The sequence below is a fragment of the Clostridium sp. AM27-31LB genome, assembly GCF_003480745.1.
Taxonomy (GTDB): Bacteria; Bacillota; Clostridia; order Lachnospirales; family Lachnospiraceae; genus Butyribacter; species Butyribacter intestini.
The window spans coordinates 107,039-122,976 of the sequence record NZ_QUJS01000005.1 but is presented as its reverse complement, the minus strand read 5'-3'; the positions used below and the strand labels follow the sequence as shown (position 1 = coordinate 122,976).

The window sequence follows — 15,938 nt, the reverse complement described above, 5'->3', positions numbered from 1 at the left end:
ATGAATAAGCTCATTATATTGTCTATTATCATTTTATGCCTGAACTGTTACCAATATAATATAAAAATAGAAACGGAGATTAAAAATGAGTGAATATAAAGATTATATAGTTAGGGCAACAGCGGCAGACCATCAGCTTAGAGCGTTTGCGGTAACGAGTAAGGATATTGTTGAGAAAGCAAGGGAAATACATAACACAAGTCCGGTTGCAACAGCGGCTATCGGCAGACTTCTTACGGCAGCTTCAATTATGGGAAGTATGATGAAAGGTGAAAAAGATGTACTCACACTTCAGATAGAATGTGGTGGTCCTATCGGCGGCATAACTGTTACGGCTGACTCAAACGCAGATGTAAAGGGATATGTAAACAATCCGAATGTTATACTTCCTCCAAATGCACAGGGAAAGCTTGATGTTTCGGGTGCACTCGGACCGGGATTTTTAAATGTTATAAAAGATATAGGTCTTAGAGAGCCTTACAATGGACAGACACATCTTGTATCAGGTGAGATAGCAGAAGACCTGACATATTATTTTGCAACATCTGAGCAGGTTCCGTCTTCGGTGGGTCTTGGAGTTCTTATGGATAAGGATAATCATGTGCGTCAGGCAGGAGGTTTTATAATTCAGGTTATGCCGGACACAGATGATGAGGTTATTGACAAGCTGGAGGCAAGACTTGGCGAAGTTCATTCTGTTACAGAGATGCTTGATAAGGGCATGACTCCTGAGGATATTTTGAATTATGTACTTGAGGGAATGGATGTGGAGATACTTGAAACTGTACCTACGCAGTATAAATGTGACTGTTCGTTCGAGCGGGTATCAAAGGTTATAGCAAGTCTGGGAAAAAAAGAACTGCAGGAAATGATAGATGACGGTAAGCCGGTAGAAGTTAATTGTCAGTTCTGCGGCTCACATTATAAATTTGATACGGAGCAGTTGAAAGAGTTTATAAAATAACTGTTTTAGATTAAGCAAACAGGCAGAAAAAATATATTAAAAGTATTGTGATAATCAAGCAGATAACGATTATGAGATACATGAAACGACTGAGAGATATACAGCGTAGATTAAGGAGATAATGTTCAGATGTCTTTAAAGCCTTTAAAAAAGAAAAAATATATACTTTTTACAGTTGCATTTATTTGCTTTTTACTTTTTTTGAATCCGGGTAAGAGTCACAAAGAGCTTAAGGCATATGCGATAGGTGTCGTAAATGTGAATGGGTATTTAAATGTACGAAAAGGACCGGGGACAGCTTATGCTAAATTACAGGCAGGCGGAACATCAGTTGTGCTGTCAAATGGACAGAAGGTTATCGTTATTGAAAAAAATGGAGACTGGTATCATATTAAATTTACGCAAAACAGTAGAAATCTCAACGGTTATGTAAATAAAAAATATTTAAAATTTAAAACAGGTAAAACATATACTTCAATAGTAGGATATGTGTTTTCTGAGACAAATGTAAGAAAAAATCTTAACGCAAAAAAGGAATATCTTACAAAAGATGGCAAAAAAATCACACTTCCTTCAAAAAGAAAAGTTAGAATATACATTGAAAAAAAATCCGGAGTGAAAAGATGGTATTATGCTTTATTTGTATATGAGGGAACATCTTATAAGGGATATATAGCAGCAGAAAATGTGAATGTTTCATATGGGACAGGACTTCCGGGAATATCAAAGAGCAGTAGAAATCTTAATATGTTAAAAACACCGGGAAAGGCTATTGTTATTACCAATTCATCAGGCAGAGAAATAGTTGTAAAAAATGGTGACCAGTTTGTTATTTTAGGGGAAAAGACGGTCGCATCAAAAAGATATTTTAAGGTGAAATTCATATCGGCAAAGATAACATATACAGGGTATATTTTGGCTGACAATGTATATTTTCAGATAATCAAAGGGAAAAGTGCAAGTGCAACAAAAAAACCTGCAGTGACAAAGAAACCGACAGTGACAGCTAAACCTTCAAAGAAACCTGATGCAACGGCAGCACCTAAAGTGACGGAAAAGCCGACAGCTGCACCTGAAACTAATGCCGAATTTAAGAAAAATCTGAAAAAGGCAGGTTTTCCGGATGATTATATAACGGAACTTGTAAAACTTCATGAGAAATATCCATGTTGGGAGTTTAAGCCTTATAAGACCGGTTTAAAATGGTCTACGGTCATAAATAATGAGTCAAAGGTAGGGCTTAATCTTTTGAGTATAAATAAGTCATATGCGTGGAAATCGACAGAAGCAAAGGCTTATGACTGGACAAAGGACAGGTATATACCATACGATGGAAGTACCTGGGTTACGGCATCAAAAAAAGCGGTAAAATATTATATGGATCCGCGAAATTTCCTTGATGAAAGAGGAATTTTCCAGTTTGAGAGTCTTGAGTATCAGAGGGGAAGTCAGACACAGTCGGGTGTTGAAAATATCTTAAAAAATACACCTATGTATAATAAAAAATATACATATAAGAGCAGCGGCAAAAATGTGAGTGTCAAATATTCAAAAACATTTATGACGGCTGCAAAAAAATCTAAGGTAAGTCCTTATCATCTTGCGTCACGAGTGAAGCAGGAGGTTGTAATAAATGCAAATAAAATGAGCAGCTCGGTATCTGGAACTGTATCCGGATATAAAGGAATATACAATTTTTATAATATCGGTGCAAATAACAGTGTTGTTGCCGGAGGTGCAGTGGCAAACGGATTGAAATGGGCGAAAACGGGAAAGACCTATCTTCGCCCGTGGAATAACAGATACAAGTCATTAGTCGGCGGTGCACAGTATATAGGAAAAAATTATATAAATATGGGACAGAATACTCTGTACCTTGAAAAATTTAATGTCACAGCTAAAAACAGGTATAATCATCAGTATATGGGAAATATAGAAGCACCAAACAATGAGGCGACAAAAACAGTTGCGGCTTATGGTGTGATAGATAAAAATATGTCGATGGTATTTTCAATACCGGTGTATGATAATATGCCTGAGGAAGCATGTGATGTTCCGTCCGGTGGCAAGAATCCAAACAATTATCTGAGTACGCTTTATATTAAAGATCATGTGTTTGACAGTAAGTTTGTGCTTGGAGATAACGGAACAAAGACATATACACTGACGGTGAACAACAGTGTTTCAAGTGTAAAGATATGTGCTTCAAAGGTAAGCAAACATTCGACAATGACAGGCACAGGAATAAAGAGCCTTGAAGTCGGGACAAATACTTTCTATGTAAAAGTGAAATCTGAAAGCGGAAATACAAGAAAATACAAAATTGTTGTGACACGAAAATAGATGATATTGTATTAGTGGTGGCAGGGGTGATTTGATTGAAAAAAGAAAGAAAAATCAATATATTTTATAAGTTTGCATTTGCATTATTTTTTTTAATGGTATGCATAAATACCAAAGCTGTAAATGTGAGTGCAGCAAGTGCTGAGGTGTCGGTAAGGGCATCATCCGGTCAGGTTTCAAAAGGGGATATAGTTTATGTGATAATCACGGTAAATTCATCTGATGCCATGAGTGGCTTTGAGGGCAGTTTTTCTTATGACAGCAGAGTCCTTCAGTATATGACAGGCGGGAGTATTGCAAGTGGCAATGACAACCGATTTCAAATAGAAGATACAGGCAGGGAGACCGGGGTGAACAGTCTTAAATATTCCATTAAGTTTGTCGCGAGAAAAGAGGGCAGTACATCAATAGAATTAAAACAGCCATATGCAGTATATAATTCAGAAGATTCTTCAAAGATGTCAGTATCTTCCGACACACTTAATATAATGGTTAAGAGTAAGAGTGCTAAAAAAGCGGATGCACCCAAAAAAAATGACAATAAAGAGCCTGACGGTAAAGAACCGGCAGGGACAGAAAAACCTTACGATGGCAAAAAAAATAATGATGAGTCTGCGAAAGATGATATAAAGCCGAGTGAAAGTCCGAAACCTAAAACGAAAAAGAAAAAAATAAACGCTGATGATAAAAAAAATACTACAAAAGATGCGGTTAAGAGTGTGACCGCAACATATCAGAACAGCGTTATAACCATTCATTATAATGAAGAATATAAGGTTGTTCCGCTAGAGAATGACAAGGATATTCCGACAGGGTTTGGAAAAACAGAGATAGTTCTAAGTGGTCATGTCATAACGGCATATGCCACCGAAGATAATCTTGAGCATAAATTTGTACTTATATATTGTAAATGCGGAAGACAGGAGCCGGAGTTTTATCTGTATGATACGGAAAATGACAGCTTTATGCCCTATGATAAAGTAAAAGCATGGTACAAAGAAAGTATCGGAAATACTGTTGTAGGTTCAGATTCTGTCAGTGAAACAAAATTAAAGACGATGAAATATATTGTGGGAATAATGGTTATCATATGTCTGTTGATGTTTATAGGAATGATAACAATATATTTGCATTATCGGCAGAATAATAATATTATAAGTGCATATGGTGGTATTTCAGACGGCAGTGCCGGTGGTATTGATAATGCCGGAACTGTTGACAGCACAGATACAATAGAATATATGGGAAAGATAAAACACATATATGGTGAAAATATGCCGAAATTTGACAGTCTAAAAGATGGTATGTCAAAAAAAGATGTATCAGGAACAGATATATCAGAAAAAGAGATGTTGGGAGATAATAACGAAAAAACAGATTTGGATTCGTTTGAGGAAAAAAGTAACAACATTACGCATTATTGGCATAGAGAATGAGAGTAAAAATTATGAAATAAGAAAGCCGTATAGCAGCGGTTGACAGCCTGGTTACAGATTTATGGATATAAGAAATTAAAGACTTAGCTGTTGCAGGCAGACTAATAAAATGAAGGAGTTTTGAGCGTATGCGAAATAAATTTACCAAAAGTGCACAAAAAGCACTTGATAATTCGTTGAGTGTCGCAAAATCATTTGGACACGGTTATATTGGAACTGAACATCTGCTTATAGCACTTGTAAAAACTAAGGGTGTTGCAGCAGAGGTTATGCGTGAGAACGGAGTGGAGGAAGAAAAACTCAGGGTTCTTATAGAGGAAATGATTGAAACAGGCGAGGGAGTAGCGGTGGCAGAAAGACCGCAATATACACCAAGAGCCAGAAAGATTATTGAAAACAGCATAACCGAGGCGGAGAGATTAGGCTCAGCTCAGGCGGGAACAGAGCATATCCTTATTGCAATGCTTAAAGAGACGGAGTGTCTTGGAGTAAGACTTCTCAATACGAGAGGGATAAATGTCCAGAAACTCTATGTGGATCTTCTTACGGCGACGGGGCAGGATGTAAACAGTGCCAAAAATGAGTATATGATGCAGAAAAGCAGAAGGAATAAATCTGCAACACCGATGCTTGACCAGTACAGCAGAAATCTTACCGAGTATGCAAAAGACGGAAAACTTGATCCGGTCATAGGCAGGGACAGAGAGATTACAAGACTTATAGAGATACTCAGCAGAAGAACAAAGAACAATCCGTGTCTTGTCGGAGAACCGGGTGTCGGAAAGACGGCAGTAGTTGAGGGACTTGCACAAAAGATTGCGGCAGGTGATGTGCCTGATATTATTAAGGACAAAAAGGTGCTCACACTTGATCTTTCAGGAATGGTCGCAGGTTCAAAATACAGAGGAGAGTTTGAGGAGAGGATAAAAAGGGCTGTAAGAGAAGTTACACAGTCGGGAAATATTCTTTTATTTATAGATGAGATACACACTATTATCGGAGCAGGTGGTGCAGAGGGTGCACTTGATGCGGCAAACATATTAAAGCCGTCACTTGCAAGAGGTGAACTTCAGCTTATCGGAGCAACAACGCTAGACGAGTACCGCAAGTATATAGAAAAAGATGCAGCTTTAGAACGCCGTTTTCAGCCGGTAGATGTAAGTGAGCCGGACACGGAGGAGACTATTGCGATACTTGCAGGTCTTAAAGAGAGATATGAGGAGCACCACGGAGTAAAGATAAGTGACAGTGCCATAGTATCGGCAGTAAAAATGTCTGAGAGATATGTAAATGACAGATTTCTTCCTGACAAGGCGATAGATGTTATTGACGAGGCTGGGGCTAGAGTTAGTCTTAGCAGATACCTTTCAACACCTGAGCTCCGTGAGCTTGAAGAAGATATATTAAGGTGGGAAAAAGAAAAAGAGGATGCCATTAGAAATGAAGATTATGCCCATGCCGGAGAGCTAAAGAAAATGCAGTCTGATGCAGAAAAAAGACTTGAAAAACTTCGCACTGACATAGAGAAAGAGAAAAACAGAAAAGAAGTATGTGTGGATGAAAATGATGTGGCAGCGGTTATCGCCGACTGGACAAAAATACCGGTTCAAAAGCTTCAGGAGGAAGAGACAGAGCGCCTAAAAAAACTTGAGAGCATACTTCATGAGAGAGTAGTCGGACAGGAAGAAGCTATCGAAGCAGTATCAAAAGCTGTGAGACGAGGAAGGGTAGGGCTTAAAGATCCGAACAGACCGATAGGCTCATTCCTTTTCTTAGGACCTACAGGTGTAGGAAAAACGGAACTTTCAAAGGCACTTGCTGAAGCTGTATTCGGAAAAGAAAATGAGATAATAAGAGTTGATATGTCCGAATATATGGAGAAACACAGTGTTTCAAAAATGATTGGTTCACCTCCGGGATATGTAGGATATGAAGAGGGTGGTCAGTTAAGCGAAAAAGTGAGGAGACATCCTTATTCAGTCGTACTCTTTGACGAAATCGAAAAGGCTCATCCTGATGTATTTAACATTCTTCTTCAGATACTTGAAGATGGTCATGTTACGGATGCACAGGGAAGAAAGGTAAGTTTTAAGAATACTATCATCATTATGACTTCAAATGCAGGTGCACAGCGTATAGTATCGCCTAGCCGCCTTGGTTTTGGTACTGACGACAGTGAGGAAGCCGATTACAAAAAGATGAAAGAGGGCGTTATGGATGAAGTAAAGAAAATCTTCAAGCCTGAGTTTATAAACAGAATTGATGAAGTACTTGTATTCCATATGCTCACAAAAGAAAATCTCAAAGAGATAGTAAGAATACTGCTCAGAAACCTTAGCAGCAGAACCAATGCACAGATGCGTATAAATCTTGCTGTATCAGAGAAAGCAGTAGAATATATTGCAGACAAAGGATTTGACAAAAATTATGGTGCAAGACCTATAAGAAGAGTAATACAGACAGAGATAGAAGATCTTCTTGCAGATAAACTTCTTGCAGGAGAAGTTAAGGCGGGAGAGAAAGTAAATGTTGATTATGATGAAACTGAGAAAAAGATAATCATATCAGTGGGACAGTAGAAAATAGCTGCAGCTTCAAACAAATCGATTTGTTTTAGACAACTTGACAACGGAAATCAAAATTATAAAAAAGTGATAACAGTTCAGCCTTCCATTTATTACATTCATAAATCTGCCGGTAAAATGTCAGTCGCTGCTACGCAGCTTATGTTTACCTCATGTAATAAATGAAAGGCTATTCTACCATAAAAATATAATCAGCAATACAATGAGCAAGCTCAGATATTACCGATTATATTTTTATGGCTGAACTTGTTACAAAAAAGTGACTAAAATCCGATATATTTTTTTGCAAATTGCAACAAAATGTGATATTCTAAGAGTGAATCAGTAACAGTTCAGTCATAAAAGAAATGATGAATTGTTACTTAAAGCAAAATACAATAAGCGGAAAGAAAATATGAGTGAAACGCTTATTCATTCCGTATAATTATTTCGTCAAAATAAAAGGACATAGGAGGAAAGATTATGGCTGTTATAAAGGAATTGATTCGCAAGGAGAACGACGGAACATTAAGTTTTGGAAACTTTGAGTTTGACACAAAACAGAAGAAATCTGATTTTGAGTATGAGGGAGATTTATATAAGGTAAAGACCTTTAAAGAGATAACAAAACTTGAGAAAAACGGATTGTTCGTTTATGAATCAGTACCGGGAACTGTTGTAACTGAGATGAAGAATACTGATAGTGAAATGAGTTTCATGGTAGAGGGCTGGGAGGACAGTTCTATTACGGTTGAACTTGAGCCTGATACAGAATATAAAGTATTTGTAGATGGTACAAATATCGGTAAAATGAAGTCAAATCTTGCTGGAAAGATTAGTATAAGCATAGAGGTAGAGCCTGAAAAGCAGTATAAGATTCAGGTTGTTAAGTTGTAATATTTATAAACTTGCCAAGTAGTGTAATATGACACAATAATCATAGCTGTTCACGCATAAGTGTGGACAGCAGCCGATAATGAGGATAAGTATGGCAAAATCTAAAAAAAAGACGGTTTTTTTCTGTAAGCAGTGCGGATATGAATCATCTAAGTGGCTTGGACAGTGTCCCGGATGTCATGAGTGGGATTCATTTGTTGAAGAACCAGTTGCAAAAGCGGTACCGGGAGTTTCGGGTACCGTTTCTGCGACTAAAAAGGATGCAGTTCCGACGCTGCTTTCTAATGTTACCACAGATGATGAAAACAGAATAAGTACAAAAATATCAGAGATGGACAGAGTTCTCGGAGGAGGTATTGTTGTCGGTTCGCTTGTGCTCGTGGGAGGTGATCCCGGCATAGGAAAATCAACACTTTTGCTTCAGATGTGCAGAAATCTTTCGGATGAGGGTAAAAAAGTTCTCTATGTATCAGGTGAGGAATCACTTCGCCAGATAAAAATGAGAGCAGAGAGACTTGGAACATTTTCTAGAGACATTTCCATATTGTGTGAGACGGATCTTGATATAATATCAAACAGCATAACTGACATGATGCCTGATGTTGTCATAATAGACTCGATACAAACTATGTATAGGGAAGATGTAGGCTCTGCACCAGGAAGCGTAAGCCAGGTAAGGGAAGCTACAAGTATTCTTATGAGGATAGCAAAGGGGCTTCATATAACGGTATTTATCGTCGGCCATGTTACAAAAGAAGGTGTGGTGGCAGGTCCGAGGGTTCTCGAACATATGGTAGATACGGTGCTTTATTTTGAGGGAGACGGTGGTGCATCGTTCAGATTTTTAAGAGGAGTAAAGAACAGATTTGGTTCGACAAATGAGATCGGTGTATTTGAGATGCGTGCAGATGGGCTTAGGGAAGTTTTAAATCCATCTGAATATATGCTTCAGGGAAAGCCTGAAAATGAAGCCGGGTCGGTCGTTGCGTGTTCTATAGAGGGGACAAGACCGATACTTGTTGAGGTACAGGCACTTGTGTGCCGCACTAATTTTAATATGCCTAGAAGAACATCAGCGGGTACTGATTATAACAGGGTAAATCTTCTATTGGCAGTAATGGAAAAAAGGATAGGGCTGCATCTGGGCGACTGCGACGCATATATAAATGTCGCAGGAGGTATGAGGATAAATGAGCCTGCACTTGACATGGGCATAGTTCTTGCTGTTCTTTCAAGTTATAAAAATATAGCTATTGACAGTAAGACGATATGTTTTGGCGAGGTTGGACTTGTAGGCGAGGTAAGAGCAGTAAACCAGGCAGAGCAGAGAGTTCTCGAAGCTGCAAAACTTGGTTTTGACAGATGTATTATGCCTAAAGTAAATTGTGAAAGTTTAAGTATTGACAGTTCACAGTTAAAAGGGATGAAACTTGTAGGAGTTAAGAGTATATATGAATTGCTGGAGGAAATATAAATGGAGTTGAAGGAAACAGAAAAAACTACGGAAGTTGTATTGGAGAGAATGGAAAATACAATGATGAATCTTGAACAGATGTCATTTGATTCAATAAATATAACTGACCGTATAGTTACATTACTTAGTGATGCCAGAGAACTGTTTGCAGCTTTCAAGACAGGTGATGAAAAAGATAAAGAAGAAGCATTACAGGGAGTTGAAAGCATTTTTAATCAGCTTTTGGAGACTTCATTTGAAGTAAACAATGTATCTCATGAATTGGAAAAAGAAACTGTATATCAGAGAGAAACTGTAGATTCTATCAGGCAGATAGTTGATTATCTGTATGCCATATCCGGTGACGGAATGTTTTGATTTTTATATTAAATATATATTTTATTAAAATGTGATACTTGTAAAAGATATTATAGGAATGGAGATAATCGTGGGAAAATATGAATTTATCGCACCATGTCATTTTGGACTGGAAGCGGTTTTAAAGAAAGAGATAATACGACTCGGATACGAGATAGTAAAAGTGGAAGATGGAAAAGTGACATTTACGGGAGATTCAGATGCAATCTGCCGTGCAAATATATTTCTTAGAACAACAGAAAGAATACTGCTTAAGATAGGCAGCTTTAAGGCAACTACATTTGATGAACTCTTTGAGGGGACAAAAGCACTGCCGTGGGAAAATTACATTCCTGAAAACGGAAAGTTCTGGGTTACGAAAGCCACATCCATAAAAAGTAAGTTATTCAGTCCGTCAGACATACAGTCCATTATGAAAAAGGCAATGGTTGACAGACTTAAATCCAAATATAATGTAAGTTGGTTTCAGGAGGATGGAGCAAGTTATCCGGTGAGGGTAACTATAATGAAAGATGAAGTAGTGGTGGGGCTTGACACATCGGGAGAGTCACTTCACAAGAGAGGTTATCGTCTTGCCACCGTAAAAGCACCGATTACGGAGACGCTTGCAGCGGCGCTTATCATGCTCACACCGTGGAATAAAGAACGCATACTGCTCGACCCGTTCTGCGGAAGCGGTACATTTCCTATTGAAGCGGCAATGATAGGAGCAAATATCGCACCGGGCATGAACCGTTCGTTTATCTCAGAGGAATGGACACATATCATTCCTAAAAAAGAGTGGTATGATGCCATCGATGAAGCCGAGGATATGATAATCAGAGACATAGAGATGGATATACAGGGCTACGATATAAGTGAAAATGCGATAAAAGCAGCAATGGAAAATGCGAGAAATGCGGAGGTGGACCATCTTGTTCATTTCCAGAGACGACCGTTAAACCAGACGAGCCACCGCAAGAAATATGGTTTTATCATAACAAATCCACCATACGGAAGACGACTCGATGAACCTGACGAAATGCCTTTACTTTATAAAGAGATAGGAAATGTCTATAGAAGTCTTGACTCATGGTCAATGTATCTTATAACAGCTTATGAGCAGGCTGAAAAGTACATCGGCAGGAAAGCGGACAAAAACCGCAAGATATATAACGGCATGATGAAAACATATTTTTATCAGTATATGGGACCAAAGCCGCCGAGAAGATAGTGCTGTAAAATTCGCGTGTTAATTATGTTGCAAAAAAAGATGTATATAGTATAATAATGTTAATATTATTTGGAATATCAGGCAGAACACAGGAGTCTGCTGATTTTTGGGGCGAATAGAAATAATCTGAACAGGGGAACTTTATTTTATAATAGAGTTCCCTAAAATATTGCTTTTAGATGTGGCAGAATTATTGCTTTTCAGGTGTGGCAAGACATACTGCTCTTATCGCTGCACAGCTTGACATTAGCTGTCAGCCTGTGCGACAATAAATAAATTGCGTAGCAATACAGCAATCCACAAGACTTTAGAGATGGAGGAAAACATGAAGGAATTATTAAAGTATATAAAGGATTACAAAAAGGAATGTGTCCTCGGTCCTTTATTCAAGCTGTTAGAGGCCTGTTTTGATCTTACGGTGCCTATCGTGATGGCAAAGATAATTGATGAAGGAATCGCAAAAAGTGATTCTCATTTTATACTTGTCTACGGCGGTGTCCTGATACTTTTAGCAGCGGTCGGACTTTTAAGTTCGATAACTGCACAATATTTTGCGGCTAAGGCAGCAGTAGGATTTGCCACAAATTTGAGACACGGACTTTTTAAACATATTGAGTCACTTTCATTTACGGAGATGGATACGGTCGGTATCTCAACTCTTATTACAAGAATGACAAGTGATATAAACCAGATGCAGTCAGGTGTAAATATGGCACTCAGACTGTTCCTGCGCTCGCCATTTATTGTGTTTGGTGCAGCAGTCATGGCATTTACGGTTGATATAAAAGCTGCAATAGTGTTTGCTGTTGTTATCCCCATCCTTGCCATTGTCGTACTTGGAATAATGGCTGTCAGTATGCCGCTTTACAGAAAAGTTCAGGCAGGACTTGATGGTATTCTAGGCAGGACAAGACAAAATCTTACGGGTGTGCGTGTTATCAGGGCATTTGACAAAGAGGAAGCGGAAAAAGAAGATTTCAACAATGAAAATCAGATACTTACAAATCTACAGCTTCTTGTAGGAAAAATATCAGCACTTACAAATCCGGTGACATATATCTTTTTGAATGTAGCACTTGTCGTACTTTTGTATGTCGGTGCGATAAGAGTTGACGGAGGAGTTCTCACACAGGGAAAAGTTATTGCACTCGTTAATTATATGTCACAGATTCTTGTTGAACTTATAAAACTTGCAAATACCATTGTGCTTTCTACAAAGGCTGTTGCCTGTGGAAAAAGAATACAGACTGTATTTGAGATGAAACCGTCGATTACGGATGATTTTGTTTCGGAGGATGAAGAAAACATAAGTTTAAAAGATACGGATAGTGCAAAAAGTGGTGAGCTTAAATCTGATACGAATAATGATATGAAAAATACGATAGCTTTAGGAAAAGACTTAAGTAATAATTCAGCAGATAAAAATGCAAAAGGTGCAGAGGTTGTATTTGAAAATGTAGACCTGACATATAAAGGTGCAGGGGATAAGTCACTTGAAAACATATCATTTACGGCTAATGCCGGCTCGACTATAGGTATCATAGGAGGAACAGGTTCAGGAAAATCTTCACTTGTAAACCTTATACCGAGATTTTATGATGCGACCGCAGGAAAAGTTCTTATCGACGGAAAAAATGTAAAAGATTATAAAGTATCAGAAGTAAGAAGTATTGTCGGTATCGTTATGCAGAAAGCCGTGTTATTTAAAGGCAGCATAAGAGAAAACATGAAGTGGGGAAATGATAAGGCAACCGATGACGAGATAAATTTTGCACTTGAAAATGCACAGGCGGCAGAGATAGTCGCAGGCAAAGAGGGCGGTCTTGATTATATGATAGAGCAGAGCGGACGCAATCTTTCAGGTGGACAAAAACAGAGATTTACGATTGCAAGAGCACTTGTAAGACGACCAAAAGTCCTTATATTAGATGACAGTGCGTCAGCACTTGATTTTGCAACTGATGCGAAACTCAGAAAATCACTTAAACAGCTTGGTTATGAGCCGACAACATTTATCGTATCGCAGAGAACATCGTCAATAAAGCACGCCGATATGATACTTGTACTCGACGACGGAAAAGTCGTTGGAAAAGGAACTCATGACGAACTTCTTGAAAATTGTGAAGTTTACCATGAAATTTATATGTCACAGTTTAAAGATAAAAAAGCAGATGAGGAGGTGTCAGCATAATGGAAAAGAAAAAATCACAGTGGGAAACAATAAAGCGTGTTTTGAAATATACAAAAAAATACAACATTTATATAGCTTTTTCACTGATACTCGCAGCGGTAACGGTAGTGCTTACACTTTATCTTCCTATACTTACGGGTAATGCAGTTGACCTGATGCTCGGAAAAGATGCTGTCAAATTTACCGGACTTATGGCTATTTTAAAGAAGATGGTAGTTATAATAGCGTTTACGGCACTTGCACAGTGGCTTATGAATATTTGCAACAACAAGATAACTTACAATGTTGTAAGGGATATAAGAAAAGATGCGTTTGAAAAAATTCAGATACTTCCATTAAAATATATTGACGGACATCCGTCAGGTGATGTTGTGAGCAGGGTTATCGCAGATGCCGACCAGTTTGCAGACGGACTTCTTATGGGATTTACACAGGCATTTACGGGAGTGCTTACGATACTTGGAACGCTTATCTTTATGTTAAGCCTCAATGTATGGATAACACTTGTCGTTGTAATTGTAACGCCGTTGTCATTTTTTGTTGCGAGTTTTATTGCTAGAAAGACATACACTATGTTTAAATTGCAATCGGCAACAAGAGGAGAGCAGACAGCACTTATAGATGAGATGGTAGGAAACCAGAAAGTTGTGCAGGCATACGGACACGAGAAAGAAGCACTTGATAAGTTTGACGATATAAACAAGAGACTTCAAAAATATTCACTTCAGGCAACATTCTTCTCATCAATAACAAATCCGGCAACAAGATTTGTCAACAATATCGTGTATGCAGGAGTAGGAGTGACTGGAGCATTTTTCGCATTAAACGGGTATCTTTCAGTGGGAATGTTATCATGCTTTTTAGGTTATGCTAACCAGTACACAAAGCCGTTCAATGAGATTTCAGGCGTAGTAACGGAACTTCAGAATGCCATTGCGTGTGCGGCGAGAGTTCTTGAACTTATCGACGAAGAACCTCAGATACCGGAGGACGATGATGCCGTTGAGCTTACCGGAGTAAAAGGAGAGGTGGAACTTTCAGGAGTTTACTTCTCATATGTCGAGGACAAAAAACTTATCACCGACTTTAACCTTGATGTAAAACCGGGACAGAGAGTTGCAATAGTAGGACCTACCGGCTGCGGAAAAACAACGCTTATAAATCTTTTGATGAGATTTTATGATGTAAATGAGGGAAGCATAAAAGTAGACGGAACAGACATAAGACATCTCACAAGGGCAAGTCTCAGGAAAAACATAGGAATGGTGCTTCAGGAGACTTGGCTTAAAGACGGTACTATATTTGAAAATATCGTTATGGGAAAACCGGATGCGACAAAAGAAGAAGTAATCGCGGCGGCAAAAGCAACCCACGCACACAGCTTTATAAAAAGACTTGCAAACGGTTATGACACGGTGATAAAAGAGGACGGAGACACATTGTCACAGGGACAGAAGCAGCTTCTCTGTATCACAAGAGTAATGCTCTTAAAACCGCCAATGCTCATACTTGATGAGGCAACATCGTCAATAGATACAAGAACTGAGATAAAGATACAAAACGCATTTGGAAAGCTGATGGAGGGAAGAACAAGTTTTATAGTTGCACACAGGCTTTCGACGATACAGAATGCGGATATTATACTTGTAATGAAAGACGGAAATATAATAGAGCAGGGCAATCATGATGAACTGCTTAAGAAAAAAGGATTTTATTATAATCTTTATAATAGTCAGTTTGCGTAAAAAAGTCACAATTCACACAGAATACAAGATACAGATATAGTTTTGCAAACTTGTTTGCAGAAAACAATATCTGTATCTTGTATCAAGGCGAATAGCCTGACCCAAACGACATGACTAAGCTTTAAGCAGTTTGAAAAACTGCGGTTTTCGCTTTGGCGAAAATGCTTAGGAATGTCGTGATGGGTTCTGTGTGAATTGGTTAAAAATATTAAGATATATTATAGTTTTGCAAACTTGTTTGCAGAAAACAATATCTATATCTTGTATCAAGGCGAATAGCCTGACCCAAACGACATGACTAAGCTTTAAGCAGTTTGAAAAACTGCGGTTTTCGCTTTAGCGAAAATGCTTAGGAAGGTTGTTTAACTCAGGTGTGAATTGCAAAAGGTGTGGACGATAGTTATGAAACAATATATAAATTTTTGTAGGAATTGTGGAGTTAAGAGATTTTTTATGGGAAATGAACCATATTTTATAGGTGAGTCATGCATAAATAAATTGAAAGGAATTAATAGAACTAAAGAGTTGTTTGGTTCTGTTCCTGAAGAGTATGAAAATCAAAGTTCTAATCCTGTTTTATTAACACCAAAATATATAATTGATAAAAAAACATACGAGTTTTTGAAAGGTAAATATGATAAAATGGAGTTTATACCAGTATTTTTTCATGATAAATAATTAGGATTATTTTCTAATGTTAATAAAATGAGTTGAAAAATTATAAATGAAAATGTTTATAAAGTGAAAAATATTT

At 38.0% G+C, this 15,938-nt stretch carries 11 protein-coding genes; all 11 read left to right on the top strand.

The window, feature by feature from the left end; translation table 11 throughout:
- The first annotated feature begins 85 nt into the window (after positions 1-85).
- The 11 genes from hslO to DW721_RS08935 all read left to right on the top strand — a co-directional run bounded on the left by hslO (position 86) and on the right by DW721_RS08935 (position 15,862).
- Positions 86-964 carry an Hsp33 family molecular chaperone HslO gene (gene hslO / locus DW721_RS08985; RefSeq protein WP_022013789.1) on the top strand — a complete coding sequence of 293 codons (879 nt, stop codon included), beginning with the start codon at positions 86-88 and terminating at the stop codon, positions 962-964.
- A gap of 129 nt (positions 965-1,093) precedes the next feature.
- Positions 1,094-3,307, top strand: a complete 2,214-nt coding sequence (locus tag DW721_RS08980; protein WP_118745535.1) for an SH3 domain-containing protein — start codon at positions 1,094-1,096, stop codon at positions 3,305-3,307.
- 35 nt (positions 3,308-3,342) lie between these two features.
- Entirely contained in the window at positions 3,343-4,743 is a 1,401-nt protein-coding gene (locus DW721_RS08975) for a cohesin domain-containing protein (protein WP_118745534.1), read from the top strand.
- 128 nt (positions 4,744-4,871) lie between these two features.
- Positions 4,872-7,322: an ATP-dependent Clp protease ATP-binding subunit gene (locus DW721_RS08970; protein ID WP_118745533.1), complete on the top strand. Its 2,451-nt coding sequence runs from the start codon at positions 4,872-4,874 to the stop codon at positions 7,320-7,322.
- 468 nt (positions 7,323-7,790) lie between these two features.
- Positions 7,791-8,204: a hypothetical protein gene (locus tag DW721_RS08965; RefSeq protein ID WP_055944836.1), complete on the top strand. Its 414-nt coding sequence runs from the start codon at positions 7,791-7,793 to the stop codon at positions 8,202-8,204.
- 91 nt (positions 8,205-8,295) lie between these two features.
- Positions 8,296-9,678, top strand: a complete 1,383-nt coding sequence (gene radA, locus DW721_RS08960) for a DNA repair protein RadA (RefSeq protein ID WP_022013794.1) — start codon at positions 8,296-8,298, stop codon at positions 9,676-9,678.
- Positions 9,679-10,035 carry a hypothetical protein gene (locus DW721_RS08955; protein ID WP_022013795.1) on the top strand — a complete coding sequence of 119 codons (357 nt, stop codon included), beginning with the start codon at positions 9,679-9,681 and terminating at the stop codon, positions 10,033-10,035.
- Positions 10,036-10,105: 70 nt separating this feature from the next.
- Complete coding sequence (locus tag DW721_RS08950) at positions 10,106-11,248, top strand: class I SAM-dependent RNA methyltransferase (RefSeq protein ID WP_118745532.1); 1,143 nt, start codon at positions 10,106-10,108, stop codon at positions 11,246-11,248.
- Between the two features lie 325 nt (positions 11,249-11,573).
- On the top strand, positions 11,574-13,439 hold the full coding sequence (locus tag DW721_RS08945; RefSeq protein ID WP_118745531.1) for an ABC transporter ATP-binding protein: 1,866 nt from the start codon (positions 11,574-11,576) through the stop codon (positions 13,437-13,439).
- A complete protein-coding gene (locus DW721_RS08940) occupies positions 13,439-15,184 on the top strand; it encodes an ABC transporter ATP-binding protein (RefSeq protein ID WP_118745530.1) in 1,746 nt (581 codons plus the stop codon). Before DW721_RS08945 ends, DW721_RS08940 begins: the two co-directional genes overlap by 1 nt.
- A 453-nt stretch (positions 15,185-15,637) precedes the next feature.
- On the top strand, positions 15,638-15,862 hold the full coding sequence (locus DW721_RS08935) for a hypothetical protein (protein WP_118499106.1): 225 nt from the start codon (positions 15,638-15,640) through the stop codon (positions 15,860-15,862).
- The last annotated feature ends 76 nt before the right edge of the window (positions 15,863-15,938 follow it).